Annotated in this window: 23 protein-coding genes; 10 read left to right on the plus strand and 13 right to left on the minus strand. The window is 49.8% G+C overall.

Features of this window, described 5'->3' with window-relative positions; translation table 11 throughout:
* Window positions 1-4 precede the first annotated feature (4 nt).
* The 4 genes from GA520_RS01300 to GA520_RS01315 form a co-directional block, all read right to left on the minus strand.
* Complete coding sequence (locus GA520_RS01300; RefSeq protein WP_163337224.1) at window positions 5-211, minus strand: SlyX family protein; 207 nt, start codon at window positions 209-211, stop codon at window positions 5-7.
* Complete coding sequence (locus GA520_RS01305) at window positions 208-1,143, minus strand: P-loop NTPase (protein ID WP_163337225.1); 936 nt, start codon at window positions 1,141-1,143, stop codon at window positions 208-210. The genes GA520_RS01300 and GA520_RS01305 overlap by 4 nt, the downstream gene beginning before the upstream one ends.
* Window positions 1,144-1,155: 12 nt before the next feature.
* Window positions 1,156-1,464, minus strand: a complete 309-nt coding sequence (locus GA520_RS01310; protein ID WP_163337226.1) for a hypothetical protein — start codon at window positions 1,462-1,464, stop codon at window positions 1,156-1,158.
* Window positions 1,465-1,672: 208 nt separating this feature from the next.
* Complete coding sequence (locus tag GA520_RS01315) at window positions 1,673-2,431, minus strand: NAD-dependent deacylase (RefSeq protein ID WP_163337227.1); 759 nt, start codon at window positions 2,429-2,431, stop codon at window positions 1,673-1,675.
* Window positions 2,432-2,589: 158 nt separating this feature from the next.
* Here GA520_RS01315 and GA520_RS01320 point away from each other — a divergent pair, with 158 nt between their 5' ends.
* The 3 genes from GA520_RS01320 to GA520_RS01330 all read left to right on the plus strand — a co-directional run bounded on the left by GA520_RS01320 (window position 2,590) and on the right by GA520_RS01330 (window position 4,722).
* Window positions 2,590-3,069 (plus strand): putative molybdenum carrier protein, encoded by a 480-nt coding sequence (locus GA520_RS01320; protein ID WP_163337228.1) that lies wholly within the window; start codon window positions 2,590-2,592, stop codon window positions 3,067-3,069.
* A gap of 169 nt (window positions 3,070-3,238) precedes the next feature.
* Window positions 3,239-4,066 (plus strand): hypothetical protein, encoded by an 828-nt coding sequence (locus GA520_RS01325; RefSeq protein ID WP_205749224.1) that lies wholly within the window; start codon window positions 3,239-3,241, stop codon window positions 4,064-4,066.
* 119 nt (window positions 4,067-4,185) lie between these two features.
* Entirely contained in the window at window positions 4,186-4,722 is a 537-nt protein-coding gene (locus tag GA520_RS01330; protein ID WP_163337229.1) for a hypothetical protein, read from the plus strand.
* Window positions 4,723-4,745: 23 nt separating this feature from the next.
* On the opposite strand, the gene GA520_RS01335 is transcribed toward GA520_RS01330, so the two are convergent.
* On the minus strand, window positions 4,746-5,717 hold the full coding sequence (locus GA520_RS01335) for an NUDIX domain-containing protein (RefSeq protein ID WP_163337230.1): 972 nt from the start codon (window positions 5,715-5,717) through the stop codon (window positions 4,746-4,748).
* A gap of 33 nt (window positions 5,718-5,750) precedes the next feature.
* Complete coding sequence (gene rd / locus GA520_RS01340) at window positions 5,751-5,912, minus strand: rubredoxin (protein WP_163337231.1); 162 nt, start codon at window positions 5,910-5,912, stop codon at window positions 5,751-5,753.
* Between the two features lie 171 nt (window positions 5,913-6,083).
* Here rd and GA520_RS01345 point away from each other — a divergent pair, with 171 nt between their 5' ends.
* Both GA520_RS01345 and GA520_RS01350 read left to right on the plus strand, forming a co-directional pair.
* Window positions 6,084-6,665, plus strand: a complete 582-nt coding sequence (locus GA520_RS01345; protein ID WP_163337232.1) for a DJ-1/PfpI family protein — start codon at window positions 6,084-6,086, stop codon at window positions 6,663-6,665.
* 52 nt (window positions 6,666-6,717) lie between these two features.
* Entirely contained in the window at window positions 6,718-7,173 is a 456-nt protein-coding gene (locus GA520_RS01350; protein WP_163337233.1) for a hypothetical protein, read from the plus strand.
* 40 nt (window positions 7,174-7,213) lie between these two features.
* On the opposite strand, the gene GA520_RS01355 is transcribed toward GA520_RS01350, so the two are convergent.
* Window positions 7,214-7,612 carry a PaaI family thioesterase gene (locus GA520_RS01355; RefSeq protein WP_163337234.1) on the minus strand — a complete coding sequence of 133 codons (399 nt, stop codon included), beginning with the start codon at window positions 7,610-7,612 and terminating at the stop codon, window positions 7,214-7,216.
* Between the two features lie 140 nt (window positions 7,613-7,752).
* On the opposite strand from GA520_RS01355, the gene GA520_RS01360 reads away from it, so the two are divergent.
* On the plus strand, window positions 7,753-8,859 hold the full coding sequence (locus GA520_RS01360) for a Xaa-Pro peptidase family protein (RefSeq protein WP_205749225.1): 1,107 nt from the start codon (window positions 7,753-7,755) through the stop codon (window positions 8,857-8,859).
* Between the two features lie 38 nt (window positions 8,860-8,897).
* Here the strand turns inward: GA520_RS01360 and GA520_RS01365 are convergent, their stop codons facing one another.
* On the minus strand, window positions 8,898-11,387 hold the full coding sequence (locus GA520_RS01365; RefSeq protein ID WP_163337235.1) for a helix-turn-helix domain-containing protein: 2,490 nt from the start codon (window positions 11,385-11,387) through the stop codon (window positions 8,898-8,900).
* Between the two features lie 6 nt (window positions 11,388-11,393).
* On the minus strand, window positions 11,394-12,137 hold the full coding sequence (locus GA520_RS01370; RefSeq protein ID WP_163337236.1) for a UPF0149 family protein: 744 nt from the start codon (window positions 12,135-12,137) through the stop codon (window positions 11,394-11,396).
* Window positions 12,138-12,402: 265 nt separating this feature from the next.
* Between GA520_RS01370 and GA520_RS01375 the strand changes: the two genes are divergently transcribed.
* A complete protein-coding gene (locus tag GA520_RS01375) occupies window positions 12,403-13,953 on the plus strand; it encodes a GGDEF domain-containing protein (RefSeq protein ID WP_163337237.1) in 1,551 nt (516 codons plus the stop codon).
* Here the strand turns inward: GA520_RS01375 and GA520_RS01380 are convergent.
* Genes GA520_RS01380 through GA520_RS01395 form a run of 4 tightly spaced genes read right to left on the minus strand, consistent with a single transcriptional unit; the run spans window position 13,937 to window position 18,189 of the window.
* Complete coding sequence (locus GA520_RS01380; RefSeq protein WP_163337238.1) at window positions 13,937-14,197, minus strand: hypothetical protein; 261 nt, start codon at window positions 14,195-14,197, stop codon at window positions 13,937-13,939. The two genes, GA520_RS01375 and GA520_RS01380, sit on opposite strands and share 17 nt — an antisense overlap.
* The gene (locus GA520_RS01385; protein WP_163337239.1) at window positions 14,194-14,589 is read right to left on the minus strand and encodes a HEAT repeat domain-containing protein; all 396 of its coding nucleotides are present in this window, start codon (window positions 14,587-14,589) and stop codon (window positions 14,194-14,196) included. The genes GA520_RS01380 and GA520_RS01385 overlap by 4 nt, the downstream gene beginning before the upstream one ends.
* Window positions 14,579-16,399, minus strand: coding sequence for an ABC transporter ATP-binding protein (locus GA520_RS01390; protein WP_163337240.1), 1,821 nt, complete (start codon window positions 16,397-16,399; stop codon window positions 14,579-14,581). Before GA520_RS01390 ends, GA520_RS01385 begins: the two co-directional genes overlap by 11 nt.
* Entirely contained in the window at window positions 16,396-18,189 is a 1,794-nt protein-coding gene (locus tag GA520_RS01395; protein WP_163337241.1) for an ABC transporter ATP-binding protein, read from the minus strand. Before GA520_RS01395 ends, GA520_RS01390 begins: the two co-directional genes overlap by 4 nt.
* Window positions 18,190-18,384: 195 nt before the next feature.
* On the opposite strand from GA520_RS01395, the gene GA520_RS01400 reads away from it, so the two are divergent.
* From GA520_RS01400 to GA520_RS01410, 3 genes are read left to right on the plus strand one after another with little or no spacing between them, the layout of a single operon-like run.
* Entirely contained in the window at window positions 18,385-19,074 is a 690-nt protein-coding gene (locus tag GA520_RS01400) for an ABC transporter ATP-binding protein (RefSeq protein ID WP_163337242.1), read from the plus strand.
* Window positions 19,074-21,566, plus strand: coding sequence for an ABC transporter permease (locus tag GA520_RS01405; RefSeq protein ID WP_163337243.1), 2,493 nt, complete (start codon window positions 19,074-19,076; stop codon window positions 21,564-21,566). Before GA520_RS01400 ends, GA520_RS01405 begins: the two co-directional genes overlap by 1 nt.
* On the plus strand, window positions 21,559-22,254 hold the full coding sequence (locus GA520_RS01410; protein ID WP_240910099.1) for an arylesterase: 696 nt from the start codon (window positions 21,559-21,561) through the stop codon (window positions 22,252-22,254). The genes GA520_RS01405 and GA520_RS01410 overlap by 8 nt, the downstream gene beginning before the upstream one ends.
* The last annotated feature ends 47 nt before the right edge of the window (window positions 22,255-22,301 follow it).

A 22,301-nucleotide genomic window follows, 5' to 3' on the forward strand; every position in this document is an offset into this window, starting at 1 on the left:
TGGGTCAATAGTGCGGTGGCGGCTCGTTGACATCTTCGAGGTTGTGGCTGCTGGCGAGTAACTGTTCCTTAAGCAACTGTAGATCTGTCTGGAGTTTGTCTATGGATCGCTGCTGCCGGATGATGACCTCGTTGAGGGTTTCGATGGTCATGTCCTGATATTCGAACTTTTCCTCAAGGAGCTGTATCCTGTTTTCAAGCTCTTGACTCATAACTGTTTCTCGTTTTCCTGTATCGTTTGTTGTTCAGATTGTTTGCGGATAAACAGGTCGATCACCTTGCCGAGTTTAATACTCGCTTCGATAAGTGCTTTTGAGGCGGGTGCAGCAGGGTCGAGTTCACTCACCGGCAGGTAAGCCCGCATTGCCTCGTAGACCTTCATATCATATGGGATTTCACCAAGATCGGGCAAATAGATGCCAAGGTATTGTGAGGCCATCTTGCGCAACTTGAGCAGGTTCAGCCTGGTACCTGCACCTACTTTATTGACTATCAATAGCGGGTTGAAAGTTGCCAGCGCGAGTTGTGCCTTCTCTCTTGCTCCCGGCTGTACTTCTTCGGCCATGTCCAGTACTTCAAGGAGGGAATCGAACTTTTTTTCCCGAATTTCCTTGGCCACATCAGCTTGTGAAAGAAAACTGGAGAGGGCTCTCCGGATGGTTGCAAGCTGCAGAAAATTATAAAAATCCAGTATTGCCGTTGGTTCCGGGCTGGTGACACAGATCTGGATGTCGGTGAACATGAAAAAATCGAGGGTGTGATAACTGGTACCCGCACCGACGTCGACCAGCAGTACATCCGTATCAATCCGGGAAAGGCTTCTCAACAGTCGCTGTTTCTGCTGGTAGGTCATGTTGGCGGTCTGCAGGGTGTCGCCGGTGCCCGGAATTATCTGTAACCCACCGAAAGCCGGGAAGGTGTGGATGGTGTCGGTAATACTGTCGACTCTTCTGTTTAAGAAGTCGGTAAGTGTTCGCTTCGGTTTAAACAACCCGTAGAGGATATGGGCATCCGGGCCGCCGAGATCAAGGTCCACAAGGCAGACCTTCCTGCCAGAGCGGGCAAGCTGCAGCGCCAGGTTTGAAAGAACCATACTTTTTCCTGTGCCACCCTTGCCTGAACCTACTGAAATAGTTATTGCCATGGGGACTCGTGTTTAATTCTTCGGCCGGTTTCTTTTTGAGCGAATCTGGTGAATACGGTGGGCTCTTTTCAGGATTGACCCCAATGTTGTCGGCTTATCAGTAGGACCGCTCCAGAGCACCCAGCCTTCTTCTGCTTTTAATATAATGGTATCATTTTCCACGCTGAGCACGGCACTTGAGAGATCATCATGGTCTGCCGGTACTGGCTTTGATGCAGCTGCCGGTTCTGGCGGGGTTTTCTTCTCACACGCGCGGCATATCTGCTCGTCGTTGGTTTCAAAGATGTTGAGAACGCCGCCGCATGATTTACAAAATTGCATCTCGATACCGGTTTATGGAACGATGATGAAAAAATTTCCGCCGTTTTTGTGCTGCATAAAAAGGGTGAATACACTTTCAGGATACTATAAAAAGAACGGTTTACCAAAGCTGGGGCTGATAAAACATCTGCCGGGTGTGTAATCTTTTACTGTATCTGGCATTCTGTATCGGTGAAATGTCCTCAAAACATTAGCAATTTCAAATCGTTTATGTAAAAATCGCTTCCCTGAAAGCGGGTAAAGTACTGCTCAGGTCACCCCTGAAGAAGAAATCGGATATACCGTGGGTGAGTGCCTCCACCATGTTGAACTCATAAACTTTTCCTCCGTGCTGCTTGACTATAGTGGGGAGGGCAGCTGCAGGATACACCTGGGCTGAGGTGCCAATGACCATAAGCAGGTCGCAGCCGGCTATAAAATCGTGGATATCGTCGAGCCGCCTGACTGCCTCCCCAAACAAGACAACATTTGGTTTTAAGGGGGCGTTGCAGTCTGCACAAAGCGGGATGGTATCTGTATTGTAATGGTCTTCCTCCGCTTCAATGAGATATTCGCACCTGATACATTGCAGGTGTTGATGATCCCCATGGATTTCATACACCTTATTACTTCCGGCACTTTGGTGCAGGTTATCTATGTTCTGGGTGACGACTCCCCGCAGCATCTGCTTTGCTTCAAACTCGGCCAAAACCTGATGGGCGCGGTTCGGTTTTTTATCCTGAAGGCCTTTGCCTAACTCTCGGTAGAGTTGCCACGCTTTTTCCGGGTCGTTCCTGAAGACCTCGATGGTGCCGTACTCATCTGGAGAAAAAAGAGTCCACAACCCACCAGGGCTTCTGAAATCAGGAATACCGCTTGGTACGGATATGCCAGCACCGGTGAGTGCTACCACCTTTTGAGCGGAGGAAAATGCTTCAACTGCCTCTTGCAGGAATTGATCTTCCCTGCCAGGTACAATGGTCTTCATAGTCATTCCTCTGGCGTTTAGCGAATGGGTGCGAGTGGGGTCTTGTCCACCCCTTGAACTTCGTGATCAGCTTGTGTAATATTATACGCAAATGTCCTTTAGTTGAACGATTACTTTATGTTTTTTTATCGCCTTCTCTTTGAACCAGCTTTCAGCCTATGAGCCGACCCGCTATCAAAAAAATAATTTCAGGTGGGCAGAGTGGGGCCGATCAGGCCGCTCTTGATGCCGCAATAGCGAAAGGTTGCCCGTACGGAGGCTGGCTTCCCAAGGGTCGTAAAACAGAGAACGGACCACTTCCTCTGAGGTATATTATGTCTGAGATGGGTTCCGGTGACTATAGAAAACGTACCGAGAAAAATGTTCTCGATTCCGATGGCACTTTAATCGTTTCCCACGGGGAGTTAACCGGTGGTTCACTCCTGACTCGTATTTTTGCAGGAAAGCACAAGCGTCCCTGCTTACACATTGACTGTCTTTCCGGTTCTGACGAGCGCCGTCTGGCGGAGGTGTTGGAGTGGTTGCGGGAGAATCGGGTCGAGGTGCTTAACGTAGCAGGTCCCCGACGAAGTGGTGATCCCGTGATCTACCAGGCGGTGCGGGAGTTGATTGAAGAAGTCCTGTCCCCGTCCTCCTGAGCTGGTGACGAGGGGATGAAATAGTTGATTTTTCGACTTTCTTCTGTGAATACTACTTTTGTAGATGTACCCTGTTGAGGGGGGGAGGAAGTTGTTTTATTTTGGGGGCTAGCTCAATATCATTATTGGTTTTGGGCCAATAGCCTGTTCGGGTCTTTTCTCGGCCGGAATGTGTCTTTACCTACGATCATGGAGGAGTGAGAATGAAGAGCTTGATATTGGTTGTGATGCTCTGTTGTTTCGTGTTGTCCGCACCGGTCTGCTCTGTTCAGGCCGAGGATGCAGATGCTATGCCCAGGCCAATAATCCACTCGCCAACATGAGAGCGCTGAATTTCCACGATTATTATATAGGGGAGTATACCGGCATGGATGAAGACGGGAACCAGTTCTGGTTACGATACGCCCAGCCTTTTTCCATCGGGAAAACGAACTGGCTGATGCGTGCATCCCTGCCGGTGAACAGTTTCCCGTTTGGTATGGATGGAGATACTGAAACAGGGCTTGGTGATTTTAATATTCTTGCCGCCTATCTCTTTGATACAGGTAAACCCACTCTCAGCTTTGGGATTGGTCCGATGCTGAACGCCCCAACGGCATCTGAAGATGTGCTGGGAAGTGAGAAGTGGTCCGGAGGGTTTGCCAATGTCCTCTTTAATGCCTCTTCCCAAAGGTTCCAATACGGTTACCTCCTCACCTGGATGGGTAGTTTTGCCGGTGAAGATGACCGGGACGACGTGAGTCTGGCAGCGTTCCAGTATTTTACCTTGTACCAGCTTGGTGGCGGCTGGTATCTGCGCAGTACCCCGGTATGGGCCTATAATTTTGAAAATGATACCTATTCGATTCCCTTGGGGCTTGGTGTCGGTAAGGTTATTCCCACAGAAAAAGTGGTCATGAATGTTTTTGTAGAACCCCAGGTGTCCATTGCAGATGATGGTGGCACATGGCCAGACTGGCAGATATTTGCAGGCCTGAATTTTCAATTCAAGATGTAAGTCTTTTTTTTGCTCATTTTGTCGGGAAGTGTAACTAGGGAAATAAGCCGTTATCAAAATGGAGATGGTTTTAAGTGCATGGTTAAGCACTCAATACGTCGATGTTGAAAGAGGGTGTTATGATAAGAATGTTTACAGGAAGGACAGTCCTATTTCATCTTTTTTTGCTTCTGTTGTTCTTTTGTCCCGGTTGCAGTAGCGAGCCGGATACTCTTTTCAGTGAACCGATACAAGCGTGCAGTCTGTTTACTCATGATGAAATTGAAACGTTTTTTGGTACCAAAGTCGACAATCCACCAAGAGAGACCCACAAGGTGGATGAGCAGAATGGCAGCTGGATGTCCATGTGCAATTATTTTGCTCCCGAGACGAACCAGTCGTCCGGAATACTCATTCGGCCTATTGCAAAAGGGAGAAGTGTCGATCAGGTATATGATGAATACGTGGCCGAATTGAAGGCAAGTCTGCCTGATTATGAGTTGGGCACGATTTCAGGCGTTGGTACAAAGGCTACCTGGGATGGGCAGACGGGGCAACTTACCGTTTTTGAGGGGACGTACATGTTGCTTATTTCGGTAATGCAGCCAACCAAAAGTGAAGAGGAAAAACTGGCCTTTTGCAAACAAATTGCAGAGGCTGTCTTAAAGAAATTATAACTGAGAGAGGCTTGACCCGATACTCAATTTCTGCGGCAAAGGATGTTGAGCCAGATATCGTCTGAATTCGGAATGTTGGAAGTGGTTTTCCACCATCTGATTACTGATATTAAAGAAAGCTCCGTCAGGATGGATATGAGTTCATCTCGTGAAATTATGTTGATATGCAGGTCACTTTTATCCCGGTCTTCTGTTGCTGTCAGCTTGTAGGAGATGTACAGAATTCCTGATTGCTTAAGGGCCTTCGCCAATCGTGTCAGGGAAGCAGAAAGGTGCTGGTGCGGAAGGTGAATCAGGCTGGCACATGCCCAGATCCCATCGTATTGCTTCTCTGCACACACCTGCTGCGCACCGTATATTTCGACGGTTTGGCCGAGAAAATCTTCTGCAGCAGCAGCCAGCACCGGTGAAGGTTCCACCGCTGTAACCCGAAAACCCTGATCCAGGAAATGGCGGCTGTCCCTGCCGGAGCCACAACCAAGATCGAGAATATATCCTCTATCCGGGAGCAGGGCGATAAATGACCGCCACTGGGATGACATGTTCAGATCCCTTGTTTTCAGAATGTAATCGTAGGCGTTATTGTCGTAATACCGGATTGTTGATAAGTTGATCCCGTCGGCTTCAACTCTTTCAACAAGCGGGATGTCGGCGGGGGCCCAATTGAGTGTGTGGAGCTTATCCGGTGGCAGCCAGCAGATTCTGTCGTGATCGCTGAGGCGGACCTGCGAGTCATCGGCAACAGCGTAATATCCGAGCAGACGGATATGTTTGGAGCCATAGTCGTGCAGAGATTCCCCGAGAAAATCCCCAATTTTACACGTTATATCCAGTTCTTCCTTGAGTTCTCGTTGCAGGCAGGAACGGGGGGATTCGCCCGGTTCCACCTTGCCGCCGGGAAATTCCCAGTATCCGGCAAGGTGCAACCCTCTTTTCTTTCGAGCAGCGAGTATCAAGCCGTTTTTCCTGACGATAGCGGCTGCAACAACAATCATGGACACAAAACCAATATCAGGTCTGTTGTTATTTTAATCAACCGGGCTGAACTCGGATTTATCAACCCCGCAGACCGGGCAGGTGAAGTCATCCGGCAAATCTTCAAAGGCCGTGCCTGGCTCTATGCCCTTGTTGGGGATGCCAATTGCCGGGTCATATTCGAAACCGCATACATCGCACACATATTTTTTCATGATGTTCTCCTTTTGGGGTGAAGTTGTGGTAATCGTTTATAGATATACTACCCTGACTGAAAAGTCTTCTGCAAAATAATCGAGAGGGGACGGTTGTTTTTCCTCCATGATTACGATACAAACATGAGTGTACCATCCATTCAACCCACTAAAAATACCAGGAGAAATGTTATGACGGCAAAAAAATTATTGATGATAGTCGGTGATTACGTTGAGGATTATGAGGTTATGGTACCTTTTCAGGCCCTGTCCATGCTTGGCTACCAGGTTGACGCCATTTGTCCGGATAAAAAGGCGGGTGAATTTGTAAGGACCTCTATCCACGATTTTGAAGGCGACCAGACCTACAGTGAAAAACGGGGGCATAACTTTACCCTGAACGCTGATTTTGAGGAGATTTCGGTGGGGGACTATGTCGGGCTGGTTATTCCGGGCGGTCGGGCACCTGAGTATCTTCGTTTAAACGAGAAAGTCTTGGATATCGTCAGACATTTTGCCGAAACCAGAAAACCGGTGGCGGCCATCTGCCATGGGGCGCAGCTTCTATCTGCGGCAGGGGTCTTGACCGGTCGTGAGTGCTCTGCCTATCCCGCCTGTGCACCGGAAGTAGCTGCTGCTGGCGGAAAATATGTGGAAATTGAAATCGATGACGCCCATGTTGAGGATAATTTGGTGACTGCACCGGCATGGCCGGCACACCCGGTCTGGTTGGCAAAGTTTGTTGCCACCTTGGGTGCAAAAATAGAGATCTAAAAGTATTGCTGCTAAAAAAATCGTATAACTTTTATCCCAGGGAGGGCTTTTGATGAAATCTGTTGTGGCAGTTATTGGTGTATCTATGTTGATGCTTACCATCGGAGCTGTAAACTGCAGTGCGGAAAAGCTGTTGACAGCCAGGGAAGTACAAAACCTGTTCAATGATAAAACCATGACGGTTCAGAATGAGCGGAAGAGTGGCAAGAACACCAGGGAGGAACCGTTCAAGGCTTTTACCTCAAGTATGGGTATTGCCAAGACGGTTTACGACGACAGCTCCCAAACCCGTGCCTGGAATGTGGCAGACGACGGTAGGATGTGTTTTAGCCGTAGTCTGAGCCGGAGACGGCAGGGCCAGACCTGCGGTTTTATTATCCAGGATGGCGATACCTACCTGTTGTATGAATCCAAGGATATCAAGGAGAAAAGCGGCAGGGTCGTCGGTCTCAAGAAAAAAGACCTGCTCGTCAGTTTTACCGATTTCACTTCGGGCAACCAACTGTAAATCAATTACTCAAGCGGTATCGGAGCAAAAAGAAATAGGGTCAGAACGGTTCCTTTTTTCGATAGGCCAGGCCATTAAACCTGGCGATAACATCGTCCTGCTCGTCGGTGACCAGTACATCGTAGGCCCCGATTCTCCCCGGTTCCTTCACTTCGCGTGCTGTGGCGAACAATGTACCGGTCTTTTTGCTTTGTAAAAAGGAGATGTTGACGTTTATGGCCAGGGCCAATTGGCCGTGGCTGTTTGAGGCGACGGCAAAGGCCAGGTCGGCCAGGGTGAAGATGGCTCCACCCTGGACTACATTGGCACCGTTCATGTGTTTGTCTTCAAGTACGAGGTGCGCCCTGCAGTAGCCTGGTGCGGCCTCGTCAATCTCTATACCTGTCAGGGCGGCGTAGCGGTCTCTTGCAAAGATTTCCCTGGCCTGTTCCGTATTCATTTCATTTCCTGTTGTAAGGATCGTCTTTCGTTTCAATTTTGCTGAAGACATGATAAATGGTTGTTCTTAACTGTTTATGGCGTCAGCGGCAAAACTGCATCTTCATGGTTAACACAATGTCTTTATGAGATAAAGGGGTAATGATGGCTCAATCACGACTGGACAGATTATATAGCTATATGGAAGAGGCCGGGTTGCATGCACTGGCTATCAATGCGGGTCCGACGATGACCTACCTGAGTGGGTTGCAATTTCACCTGATGGAACGACCCGTTGTGATGATTTTAACAACCAGTGATGCTCCCACCATTATCCTGCCCCAACTGGAACAGCGTAAACTTGCGGATCTTGATTGGGATCCCCGGGTCTTTACCTATGACGAGAATCCAGAGAGATGGCAGGCGGTGTTTGCAACAGCCCTGGCCGATCTGGGCTTGGCCGGTCGGAGAGTTGGTGTAGAACCCAACAGGATGCGTCTTCTGGAATACAATTACCTGAAAGGAGCGATCGCGGCCGACTATACGGATGGTTCGGGGGTCTCGGCTCGCTTGCGAATGCAAAAGGATGAGGCCGAGATCGCCAATATGCGGGAAGCGGTACGTATTGCCCAGGATGCGCTGACAGCGACCCTGCCGATGATTGCGGCCGGTGTTCGTGAACAGGATATCGCCTCAGAGCTGGTGTTACAGCTTCTACGCAACGGCTCGGAGGGGACACTGCCGTTTTCTCCGATTGTGGCAGGAGGGCCCAATGGGGCTAACCCCCACGCGAAACCGGGAGAGAGAATACTTCGGCATGGTGACCTGTTAATTATCGACTGGGGTGCAAGTTTCAACGGCTATGTCTCGGATCTGACCAGAACATTTGCCATAGGTGAAGTGGACGAGGAAAGTCGGAGAATACACGATCTTGTTCACAGGGCCAACAGGGCGGGCCGGGAAGCAGGACGAGCTGGTGTCCCGTGTGCCACCGTTGACAGGGCAGCCCGTGAGGTGATCGAAGAAGGTGGATATGGCTCACTTTTCCATCACCGTACCGGACACGGCATTGGCATGGAATGCCATGAAGACCCATATATGCATGGAGAAAACGAGCAGGTGTTAGAGGTCGGTATGGCTTACACTGTTGAACCAGGTATCTATATCGCCGGTAAAAACGGGGTTCGTATCGAGGATGATGTCATTATCACCGAAAAAGGCGCTGAGTCACTCTCCACCATGTCAAGAGAACTAACTACCATCGGTTAGCTTTCAGGAGAGAACCCGGTGAGATGAGACGGAATTTCTCATGAACTGATGCCTCCGGTTGCGGAAAGGTGGGAGAAAACAAGTTTTATCTCCCCATAGGAGAATTCATCATCCAGAGCCTCCTTGATTTGCTTGAAGGTGGAGCCCGGGTTGGCCTGGATAGCCTTAGTTATCGGCTTGATCTTTGTCTTTTCAATAACGTCCCCAACGGCAACGTCCCCTGACTTTACCCAGTGGGCGAGATGTCCTTCAATCGTTGTCGTGGTGAGTTCTCTTTTATCGGCAATCTGTTTAATGTCCAGGCCGGTCCTGAAAAGTTCGAGGGTGTATTCTTTTGTTTTGCCCCTGTGGGGATCCAGCTTCTTTTCTTCCGGAGTATCTTTTTGCTCTTTTTTATCAGGGAGTATGACTGTAGATATACCGTGTTCCTTGCGGTACATGCTGATCTGCTCTACCAGCTCTGCTCCATATTTTTCCGTTAACTTTTTGCCTATTCCCTTGACCTTCTGAAAATCTGCCAGGGTGTCGGGCATCTGAATGGTTAACTGTATGAGCGTCTTTTGGTGCATGATGTGAAAAGGGGCCAGGCGATCTTTTTGCGCTTTTTGCGCTCGCCATGCTTTTAGTTTCTCAAACAGTTCGGGATGAGCGATGTCCGATTCGGAATAATTTATCGATGATTTAGTCGTCTTTTGAGGTTTGGAGAGTTCCACCTCAACATTGGAAATTGCCCGCAGGTATCTGGGGGGTGAAAAATCCTCACCGCAGCTCTCAACTGCCGCAAGTTTTACGGCAGTTGCTTCCATCAACCATTTTTGGCCGTTCTTTAGCTTTTTACGAATTTCCTTATTGTCTGTTTCGGTTGTCAGATTATTGGCGATAGTACCGGGCAGGCTGGTGATTTTGTCCCGGAAATAGTTGGCGGCTTTAGCAAGTCGTTCCCTGATGGCCGGATCATCACCCGGCAGGGTCGAATCCTGGAACAGCCCGGTAAGCTGACGTCTGAAGTTTTCACCTACCTGAAATATCTCTTCCTCGGTCCTGCGGTATATTTCACCGGGATCAGAGACACCGGTAACATGAATAACCGTTGCGTTACGTTCCAGTACGCGGACCAAATTATTGAGGGCTGCCCGCAGATTATTAAAACTGAAGGCTTCGTGCAGCAGTTGCTGCTGGTATCGTATTTTAGCCTGGTCGAGTTTGTCAGTGGTAGGAGGGTTTTGCTCAGCGTGGCGTACAAATTGGTTTACCGTCTGGTCACTTTTTATTCCCGAAGAGGCCACGGGTGAACTGAGGACCAATCCTTCGAAAGTCCGGCAACGGCTGAGTGCCACATACACCTGGCCATGGGCGAATGCAGCTTCGGCATCAATAATGGCCCTGTCAAAAGTAAGCCCCTGGCTTTTGTGGATGGTTATAGCCCAGGCAAGTTTAAGCGGATACTGGGTAAATGTTCCGATTACCTCAGTCGAGATCTCATTGGTCTCGGGATCAAGAGTGTATTTGGTATTCTGCCAGGTGGTGCGGGCAACGGTAATCATGTTAGCATCATCCTGGCATTTAACAAGAATCTCTTCATCATCAATGGCCATGATGGTCCCTATTTTACCATTGAAATACTCTTTGTCAGGCGACGGATCATTACGGACAAACATGACCTGGGCGCCCTTTTTCAGTTCGAGCGTGTCGATGGTCGGGTACGCATGTTCTGGGAAGTCTCCTTCGAGTTCGGCATTAAAAAAGGAGCCCGGACCGGTAAGTTCGGCCAGTTTGGTGACATTGATCGAATCGGCCCTGCTGTTGTGGGTACAGAGGGTAATATAGCCTTCGTCGTCTGCCGGATAAAAATCGGGATCAAGTCGTGAATTGAGCTTTTTGAGGGTGGCAGGCTCCAGCTGATTGTTTCGCACCTGGTTGAGAATGTCGATAAAGGTCTGGTCCGACTGGCGGTAGATCTTTTTGAGTTCTATGGGAATCAGTTCTGTTTTAGAGAGGGCGGTGCTGCTGAAAAAATAGGGCGACTGGTAATGGTTGCGCAGCAACTGCCACTCCTGATCCCTGACCACCGGCGGGAGTTGGTGCAGATCCCCGATCATTAACAGTTGCACACCGCCGAATGGTTTGTCTGAGCGGCGATGGCGCCGCAGCATGTGGTCGACACAGTCGAGCAGGTCGGCGCGGACCATACTGATTTCATCTATGACCAGCAGGTCAAGGCTGCGGATGATGTTCTTTTTTTCCCGGCTCATTCGATGATGCCGCTGCTCGTTGTACATCTCGGCACCGGGCACAAAGGGGCTGAACGGCATCTGGAAAAATGAATGGAGAGTGACGCCACCGGCGTTGATGGCTGCAACACCGGTGGGGGCAGTGATTATCAGCCGTTTCTCCGATTGTAGGGCAATGTCGTGCAGAAACGTGGTCTTGCCGGTTCCCGCCTTACCGGTGAGGAAGATGTTGCAGTTGGTATAGCGGACAAACTCGTGGGCGAGCAGCAGTTCAGGATTATCTGTAGTACGTGTCACAGTTGGTTATTTCTTTTTGCGTTTGGAGAAGTCAACCTGTATAACCTTTCCCTTTGCAGGTTTGTTCTTTTCGTTTATTGGAGCTTTTGTTGTCGCCGGTCTGCTTACATGAACACCGCTTTTTTGCAGACGTGCTCCGTAATCCTGCAGGGTCTGGACGGCAAGGGGCAGGGTGGCAATGAGGAATGCCTGGACCTGCAGTTCACGGTCATCGTCATCCGGGTCGAAACTGGCAAAGGTCTCAGAGAATATTTCTGCCGGGATCTTTTCAAAAAATGGCATGATTTCAATCGGGTCATTCAGGCCCTGGATAACCATCATGCTGAAAAACAGCTCTTCCTGTTTGTTGTCCGGATCAGGGTTGTCTTCATCCGGTTCCCATATTTCCGGTCGCAGGGCGAGCGCCTCTTCAAAACCGTAACTCCACTCAAGTAACTCTTCCAGGTTCTTATCCTGAAGGTTTTCAACCGGGTAGGGAAAGTGAAGTGCGCCACGCATTTTCCTGGCCATAAACGATTCATATACCTGGCTAAGGATCAGGTTCATTCCCCTGGCCCGGGCTTCGGCGGGCACGCTGTCTACGTCGTCACCGAATATGGTAAGCAGCCACTCTTCCGGCGGGATTTCTACCGGTGTGATCGCCAGACCGTACATAAACCCCATCAGCTCGTTGAACGAGAGGGTCTGCTCTGGGTAGGGGATCTGGGCCAGGAATTCCTTGAGCAGTGTTTCTTCTATTTGGGAGAGCATGTTTCCTGCTATGTAAAATGGTGGAGAAGCCTTTGGTCGTAGAGTGCAAACTAAAAGATGAATATACCTCATCTGGCTGAAAAGGAAACCATCATCCTCCTTCTCCTCATACCGTCTGAAAAGAACAACTGTTTTATTTTGTAAGCAAAAATTCCAAACAGAATCATTTTCCGCTATACTTCAAATGTTCGATTCATGAGGGCTTTCAGCAGCTGCCATAAAAGTCCTATGCAAAGATAAAAACAACTTTCACAAAGATCTGTTCATGTATCCGGGAATTTTAAAATTATCAGAGTATAACTGGAATTATCAAATTATTGAGGGTGTGGTCCGTCAGGTTGGCAAGATGGCTATTATCTGCCACCTGCTTTTCTTTTTCACCCTTCATTTTGTCGATTCTGATATGCAGGAGATTTTGCTCCGTATGGTAGTAGTTTCTCTCTATATCCCGTTCCTTTTTTATCCGACGGCCAATTGGCGGGTTCCTCATAAAGTCTATTTCGAGCTCACTGTCGCCCTTACGATGCCCGCCTATTTCAGTTATATGCTGATGCTCGATACTACGACATACTGGGCTGTTACCCTCATATTTATCCTGATGTTCTATAGTGTGTTTGCCAAGTGGCAAGTGGCAATGGTGCTCTATCCATTATCTGTAGCTGGGGCGTTTTTTGCCTCACATACGATCACGCCACTCTCGCTCGATAATGTCTGGGAAGTTTTCAGGATCGAGTTGATTGGACTGATGGCACTGATACTGGTCCAGGTGCTGAAAGATTTTTTCGAGGCATCCCATAATGCCATGGTTGAATTGAAAGAGGAGGCAGATAAGCAGAACGAGATTTTTTCGGCCCTGCTCGATATCTCGGTTGAGGTCTCCCGGTTTGACGACCTGGATGAGATCTTCAGCCTGTTGCTTAAACGTTTTGAGACAATCTTTCCGGGACGCGGTTTCGGCCTGCTGGTCGAGGGACCAAGGCCCAGGATTATTCCTTACATGGCTTTCAGGGGAATCCAGCATAAAGATACAACCTTCCTGTTGCAGGTTCATCCTTATGTGCTGGGATTTGCTTCCGTTGGCGACGGGCACGATGAGGAACAGCTTTCTTCATTGGAAGGGGATGACTGGCAGGTTTTCGGTGGAGGAATTAAATCTTCTTCAATCAAAGGCCAGACGCTCTATTGCTTTAAGCTCTTTGTCAAGGGACGCCGATTGGATAGTGAGGAGCGAAAAACCCTGGGCGTATTCCTGGAAACCATACGCGGCATGACACGCACCCGAATCCAGGCCATCGAGCTGGAACGGTATAGCAACACTGATCACCTGAGCGGATTGTTTAACAGGAACTATTTTGATCGGATTATAGATGCCTGGGAGAAAAAGGCTGTGGATGAAAAGCCTTTCTCTATTATTTATGGTGATATAAATGGGCTCAAACGAGTTAATGACACATACGGGCATCATGCCGGGGACCTGTTGATTCGTACCTGTGCAGAGTTTTTGTTGGATGAGGTCAGGAACTCGGATCTCGTGTTCCGTATGGGGGGGGATGAGGTTGTTATCCTCTGTCCCGCAACCGATCTGGATCAGGCTGCGGAGCTGTTGCACCGGATCAACACCAAGCTGGCTGGGCTTGTGGTGGAGTGTGTTGACGAGGTAAGCGGTGAAGTGACTGAGGAACAGGTCTATATCAGCTTCGGTATGGCCTCAAGCCTTGAACAGGGACCACGCCAAACCGTTGCCCTTGCTGATCAACGGATGTATCAAAGCAAAAAAGAGTGGTATGAACGTGGAGGTATCAGTCCGTATCGGTAGGGTTTGACTCGCCGTTGTTCTCTGCCGGGTTCTCCTTTTCATCCGGATATTCCCCTTCAATTGAGGGAATATCATAAAGTTGTTTGGCCGCTAACAGAAGAAACCCCATAGCGGTAAGAGGGGCCAGCATTTTCAGGAAATCCTCAGGTAGAACGTCTTCTCCGGCGATAAGTGGCAGCCCGTATTTCAGGCCGGTGTAGGAGAGGATTGAAAGCAGGACGGAAAACCACCATGACCACCTCATTGGTCGTCCTCCAGGGCCAGTTCGACCATCTCCCGTACCTGAGGGCTGGGGTCGGAGGCAAGCGTCCGGATACTTTCAAAACACTCTTTTGTGCCTATTATACCCAGCAGCCCTACCGCTTCACCCCGGATCATTGGAGAGTCAGAACTGAGCAACGGTTTGAGCGAGGGGATGGCCAGGTGGATTTTATCCGGTTGTATTGCTTTTAATTCCTCAAAAAGTATCGAGACCCCAAGGCGCACAGCCAGCCGTTCATCGTTTAGGATGTCCCCTGCCCAGTTGTAGTAGTCGGGGTAGCGCCTGAACATGGCAACAATGTTCTCCACATGTCCCATTTCCAGGAAATCTCCGATAACCTTTTTTAATTCTTTGTCACTTACTTCATTTTTCATTTTTTTGTGTATTTTGCTCTATGTCGCTGCTTAAATCCATGGTGACCAGTTCGTAGTAGTGTGCCTGCTTTTGCATCAATTGTTCATGATTGCCCTGTTCCGTTATTCGACCGTTTTTCATCACCACGATATGGTCGGCTCTGCGAATAGTAGAGAGCCGGTGGGCAATGATGAGTGAGGTGCGGCCTTTGAAAATATCGGTAATTGCCTCTTCGAGAATGTTTTCAGACTCCGTATCGATGGCAGCGGTTGCCTCATCCAAAATAAGAACCCTGGGGTCACGGCATAGGATGCGGGCAAAGGAGAGCAACTGCTTTTCACCGGTTGAGAGTTCCTGGCCGCCGTCACCTATTTGAGTGTCCAATCCTTCCGGTAGTTTGTCGATAAACCTTTTCATGCCCGTCTTGCGCATAATCTCCAGTACATCGTCACGGGTCTTTCCCGTATCCATTACGATATTGGACAGCAGGCTGTCCTGGAGCAGCAGCGTATCCTGCAGAACCACACCCACCAGGTTCCTGAGGTGATTGTGGGAGATTTCGGAGACGGGGATTCCGTCAATGCAGATGTCTCCCTGTTGCGGGGTGTAAAATCGGAGCAGCAGGTTGACAAGCGTGGTTTTGCCCGAACCTGTGGTGCCGACCATGGCCACTGTCTTGCCCGCTTTTACCGTCAACTGCAGATCGTGGATAACCGGTGTTTCAGCATCATAACCGAAGGTGATTCCATTGAAATCGAGCCGCCCTTCAAAGTCCCTTTTCTGTGTTGGATGTGTCGGTTCCTCAATAACCGGTTGGGTATCCTGAAGCTGGAAAATGCGTTCGGCCGAGGCCATGGCCGATTGAACGATGGAGAATTTCTGTGACAACTCCCTGAGCGGCTGAAAAAAGAGGCGCATATACGAGATGAATGCCACCAATTCTCCCACAGTGAGGTGCTGATGCAATATTTCCCTGCCGCCGTACCAGAGGATAAGTGCAACGGCAGCAGAACTCATAAACTCCGTTAACGGCATGAAGGTGCCGAACAGTCGTATCTGCGAAAGGGTGCGTTGCAGGTAACCTTTATTGAGCTTCTCAAACTGATCACGGGTGTAGTCCTGCCTGTTGAAGATTTGCAGGATGGTAATACCGGAAAGCGTTTCCGACAGAAAGCTGTTGATTTTTGCGAGCTGGCTGCGGATGGCCCGGAATCGCTCCCGCGCCAGCCTGGCAAAAAGGATAGTGGTGATGATAGCGATCGGCATGAAAAGAGACATCAATAATGCCAGCTTACTGTTCATAATAAACAGGGCGATGAGGATTCCTAAAAGCCTCAGGCAGTCGTTGAAAAGAGTGACCATGACCGAGGTGAACATCTCGTGCATGTTCTGGATGTCGTTGGTCAGTCTGGTTACCAGTCGCCCTGTGGGGTTGGCGTTGAAAAAAGGAAGGTCGAGCCGCAATAGATGACTGAACAGGTCCTGGCGTATGGAGTGCATGATCGACTGGCCGATATACTCAAGCAGGATAATCTGGAAAAATGAGAACAGAAAGACCATGATCACCATGGCGCCGTACCAGACTGCGGTGTTGCTCAATCCTCCCACCCTTCCTGCTAAATTAAGGGTCTCGTTGGTGATGTAGCGGTCAATGCCGATCTGCATCAGCCACGGCTGGGCCAAGGTCGCACCGGTAACCAGCAGGGAGATAAAGACTGCGCCGGCAAAGGCAACTCCGTGGACGGAGGTGTAGCGCACTATCCTTTTCCAGAGTCGCATATCACCGACTGAGCGAGTGTGTCCGTCTTCTTCGTAACCGAAATTCCTCACCGAGCGACCTCCCCATGCGTCTCACTGCGCATCTGTTTGTCATACATGGAACGGTACAGGTCGCTGTTGTCAAAGAGCTGCTCGTGGTTGCCGTCATGGATGACACGTCCTTCTTCCAGTACAAGGATCCGGTCGGTTAACGAGAGAAGCTTGATACGGTTAGAGACGATTATTACCGTCTTTCCGGTCAGTTGTTGCTGGAGATTTTGCAGGATGACATGTTCAGTGGCCACGTCGACGGCGGACAGACCGTCGTCAATTATAAGCACTGGACGGTCGCACAACAGGGCCCGGGCAAGAGCAAGCCGTTGCCGCTGGCCTCCGGAGAGCGTTACCCCCCGTTCACCGATCTGTGTTTCGAAACGGTTTGGAAATTCGGCAATATCCTCGTAGATGGCAGCGGCATGGGCTACCATTTCAATTTCCGCTGATGTGGCATCCGGCCGGCCAAGTGCGATATTGGCACGTATGGTATCAGAAAAAAGGACCGGTTCCTGGCTGACATAACCGATGTGGGCTCTCACATATTCAACTGGCAGCGTATTGATATCTTTGTTGTTTAGGAGAAGCTGGTTGTTGTGTACAGGGTAGAGACGGACCAGTAATTTGCACAGGGTTGACTTGCCGCTGCCCGTTCTGCCGGTAATGCCGTGCAGGCCAGGCGTGAAATTGACGTTTAAATCCGAGAGTGCAGGTTGGCTCGATGATGCGTAAGAGAATTCCAGGCCTTTAGTCTGGATGCTGACTTCATTTTGGTATGTGAATCCACTGTTTATAACAACGGGAAGTGTCGGTTCACTGGTTACTACCGAATGGATCCGGCCGAGGGAGGTCAGTCCCCGCTGGACCAGGTTGGTGACCCAGCCGATAGCCATCATGGGCCATACCAGCATATAAAGATAGCTGATAAAGGCAACGAAATCACCGATGGTGATTTCGTTTTCAATAACCAGTTTTCCACCGTAAAAAAGAACCAGCAGCATGCCGAGGTTGCCGACAAGAGTGGCGATGGGGTGCATTAACCCCTGGATGACGGCGACGCGAAGGTTTGATTTGACGTATTTATCGCCCAGATCCCCGAAGCGGGCCGTCTGGAATATTTCCATAGTGTTTGCCTTAATCAACCTGATGGAGATAAGGGTGGAACGGGCAAACTCCGTGAGCAGGGAAAACTCCTCCTGGACAGTGCTGAAACGATGATGCAGTTTGGAAGAGAGAATTCTGGTACAGAATGCCAAAAACGGCATGGGCAGCAGGGCAAGCAGGGTGAGTTTGGGGTGGATATACATCATGAAGCAGATAGCTGCCGAGGACATCATCAACGCATCGGTTGCGGCAACAAGGCCCATGCCGCAGGCCATCTGAACGCTGCTCATGTCGTTACCGGACCGGGCCATCAGGTCACCGGTCGTGTGCTTTTCAAAAAATGGTGCATCCATTTGAAGGATATGACTGAAAATACGATCCCGTACAGCTCTCTCCAGTATACGTGAAAATCCGATTATCAGGTATCGCCAGCTAAAGCGCAGGGCGGCAACCAGTATTCCGAAAAGAATGATCAGGCCGGAGAGTTGCAGCAGCCGGGGTTCATCAATACTCTGCTGGGACAAGCCGTCAACACCACTCTTAATGATCCGTGGGATCAGCAATTGCATCAGGTCCACACCGAGCAGGGCGAAAAAACCGGTCAGTAATCGCAGCCGATGCTTGGCAAAAGACGGTGCCAATAGGCGCAGCAGTTCGCTGATCCTGGTCTGGGGTTTCGTATGGCCTGGTTTGGTTTTCTTCATGATTTGCCGAACATGCAGGGGCTGGGAGGAGCGCAAAAAATACTTTATTTCTGCTAACAGGTATAACAGAGAGTGAGGTGAAACCCAAGATCCAATATACATCTTCGTTTTTTTGCCAGGGATGTTTATTGTAAGGTGGTACGATATTGTAACAACAGGGAGTTTCAAAGTTTATATATATCTCCGGGGAATATAATGAAAGAAGAGATACTCAAGGCAACTGACCTTACCAGGGAATACCGGATCGGCAATACCATGGAGCGCATTGTCGATGATGTGAGCTTATCTGTTGCAAAGGGTGAATTTGTCGTGATTTCAGGTAAGAGCGGAAGTGGCAAGACCACACTTCTCAGCTTGTTGTCCGGGTTGGAGCGCCCCACGGAGGGTCGGGTTTTTATCGGCGGTCGGGATATTACCGACCTGAGTGAAGATGACCTTGGGGTGATTCGTAACAGGAGTACCGGTTTTGTTTTCCAGTCATTTCATCTTATCCCCTCGTTGAGTGCCCTGGAAAATATAATGTTTCCTGCCGACCTGAAGGGTGATAGGGATGGCCGGGCAAAAGGAGAAAAACTCCTGCGCAAGGTCGACCTGTGGGAACGCCGGTCGCATTTTCCTGATCAGCTATCAGGGGGTGAGAAACAACGGGTGGCTATCTGTCGGGCGCTGATCAACGAACCGGATATCATCTTTGCTGATGAACCTACCGGCAATCTTGATTCGGAAAATTCAAAAATTGTTATAGACTTGCTGACTGAATTGTACCGGGAGCAAACAACCAGCCTGGTTATGGCGACCCACAGCAAGGAAATCGCGGCTATGGCGGACAGGATACTCTATCTACATGACGGTCGTTTGCAGCGTGAACAGGATGGGGGGGCATAATGAACCTGCGTTTCCTGTCCAGGGAGATGTGGGCAAGCCGTGGCCAGGCGTTCATCTTCACACTCTGTACAGCGCTTTCCATCACTATGCTGGTGGCTGTCTCCAGTTTTACCCGTGATATTGAGACCTCTATCATCGGGGACGGGCAGGCTTTGCATGGCGGGGATATTATCTTACGCTCGAATTATCCGTTGAGTGCGCAACTTCTTCAAGCGGCTGCCAAGGTGCAGCCTGATGAACAGGCACGGGTTCGGACATGGCGGTTCTATTCGGTAGTGCGGGCTGAGAACGATGCTACCCTGTTTGCCAATATCATGGCAGTGGGTCGGGCTTATCCCTTGTACGGTGCAGTTGACTTGCAATCCGGCAGGGCACTTCGATCGAAGTTGCGGCCCGGGTACGCAGTGGTGGAAGATTCACTGCTGCAGAGGCTGAATCTGGAACTGGGTGATACCCTCCATGTAGGAAATCACGCACTGCAGATCGCAGATATTATTGTTGCCGAGTCGTCACGACCTATCCAGCTTGTAAATCTCGGTCCCCGTATTCTCATTTCAGAACCGGATCTTGAGAAAACAGGGCTTGTGAAAAGTGGCTCACGAGTCAGGTACGGACTGCGCATCAAGGTCGACAAGGCATCTTCCCTGGAGAAGATGGTGCAGATCTTACGTGATGCAGCGGTCAGCGGAAGTGAGAGGGTCGAAACCTATCGATCGGCAAACTCCGGATTGAAGCGATTTTTTGACAACCTGTTGTTCTTTCTCTCCCTGATTGCCGTTTTCACTCTTCTCCTGGCTGGTGCGGGTATGCAGAGTTCTCTTTCCGCTTTATTGAACCAGCGGGAGAAAAGCCTGGCTATTGTCAGGACCCTTGGGGGATCTTCACGTTTCCTCTTGGTTCATTACGGAGCGCTTGTCTTGTTCTTCGGCTTTTTGGGTAGCCTTTTGGGCATAGGTCTTGGGGTTGCCCTGAAATTTGGGTTGCCCCTTGTTGTCGGCGACCTTGTCGGGGCAGAATCACTGACAGGGTTGTCCCTGGCGGATATCACCATGGGGCTCGGTCTCGGGTTGCTGGCTACCCTCTTCTTTACGTTTCTCCCCCTGTACCGGTTGCGAGGGATAAAGCCCAACGGGATCTTCCGGAAGACTGCTGAATCAGTTCACAAGGGTATGGGGTACTACTTCTTTATGGCTATCGGCCTGATTCTCTTAGCTGTTCTGGTTGTCGGCCAGTTGAAGGATGTGCGATCCGGGCTCTATTTCCTGGTCGGTGCAGGTGGGCTGATAGTCGTGGTTGCACTGTTTACCCATCTATTATTTACCCTGTTACGTCGTCTTGATAATGGACCGCTGCTGGTGCGCCTGGCGCTCAGGAGTTTGTTGCGTACGGGAAACAGGTCCGGCGCCGTCATCGTAACGCTCTCCTCAGCACTCGCCATCCTGCTTGTTATTTTTCTCGTCCGGTACAATCTGCAGGCCACGTTTGTCGAATCGTATCCGGACGATGCCCCCAATGTTTTCCTGGTTGATATCCAGGATGAACAGCGTGACGGGGTTCGTGTTTTGGTCGGAGGTGAGCTGGAGTTACACCCGATTATCCGGGCACGGCTGAAGGCAATCAATGGGGAGCGGGTGAAGGGGGGAGAGAAAAAACGTTTTCGGGACAGCTTGAGCAGGGAGTTCAACATGACCTATCGCGATGATCTGCTCCAGGATGAAGTGCTTGAAGAAGGGAATAGCCTGTTTGGCGATGTCAGGGGGGCAGATGCGCCGGTGCCGGTATCGATCCTTGATAGCGTTGCTGAGATGGGGGATATGGAGAAAGGGGATCTGTTGGAATTCAATATCCAGGGAGTTGAACTGACGGCGGAAGTCACCAGCATCCGCAGCCGTAATCGCTCCATGTTGTATCCCTTCTTCTATTTTGTTTTTCCGACACGGGTGTTGGATAAAGCACCGAAGACATTTTTTGGTGCTTTACATGCAAAAGAGACCTCAATTGGCAAGATGCAAAGTGAGATTGTGAGTAAATATCCCAATGTGAGCCTCATTAATATGGCCCGGGCCGCTTCTGAAATAGGAAGTATCATGGAGAAACTTGCGAGAGTTATTAACTTTCTCGCCCTCTTTTCCATGAGTGCTGGTGCGCTGATCCTGATGAGTTCGATTGTTGCTACCCGGTTTGCCAGGTTGCGCGAAGCGGTTTATTATAAGATCCTTGGCGGGGGGGCGAGATTTGTTTTATCCGTATTCTTAACGGAAAACCTTATCCTCGGTCTGGTCAGTGTTTTTTTGGGAATAGTGTTGGCCCAGATAGGTGGCTGGGGCATTTGTACCTATTTCTTTGATATCGGCTATGACAGTCACTGGGTATCTTCCCTCCTGCTTGCCGTTGCCACTCTGGTGGTGGTGAGTGTGGTCGGGACGGCTGGCTGTGTGAATATCATACGCCAGAAACCTGCATCTTTTTTACGGGAGCAGAGTGTTGAATAAAAAACATGGATTATGGCTGTTGGTCTGTCTCTCTTTAGTCCTGGGCGGCATTTTTACAGGCGGATGCGACAATGGGGAGCAAAAGAAAGCAGAATCCGTTGTTCAAGAAGAAACAGCAGGGCTTATTGTGGCTGTGGGTGACAGCCTGACGGCCGGCTTGGGGCTTGATGAAGCTCAGGCATTTCCCGCTCTTTTAGCTGAGAGGTTGAAAAAAGACGGCAGGAATTATCAGGTGGTGAATTCGGGGGTGAGCGGGGAGACCTCCAGCGGTACCTTGAGCCGGATTGACTGGATACTAACCATGAAACCGGACATTGTTATCCTTGAGACCGGTGCCAATGACGGGTTAAGGGGGCAGGATGTTGAACTTCTGCAAAAAAATCTGGAAAAAATCCTTCGGAAATTACAGCAAGCGGATGTCGAGGTCGTACTGACCGGTATGCTGATGGTCTGGAACCTTGGAGAGGACTATACCTCCGCATTTAACATGGTGTATCCGGATGTGGCCGAAAAGTTCGATTATCCGTTTATGGAGTTTTTTTTGCAGGATGTTGCTACGGTTGCCGAGTTGAATCTGGATGACGGTCTCCACCCAAATCATGAGGGGTATAAACGGATTGTGGAGAATCTTTACCCACATGTGATAGTGGCCATTGACCGGCTGGAAAAGAAACGTAATTCCAGGTAGATTGCAGTTTTGTTAAACAGTAAAATATTCATTTGTATCGTGAAGTG

Source organism: Desulfopila sp. IMCC35008 (assembly GCF_010646885.2).
Taxonomy (GTDB): domain Bacteria; phylum Desulfobacterota; class Desulfobulbia; order Desulfobulbales; family Desulfocapsaceae; genus Desulfopila.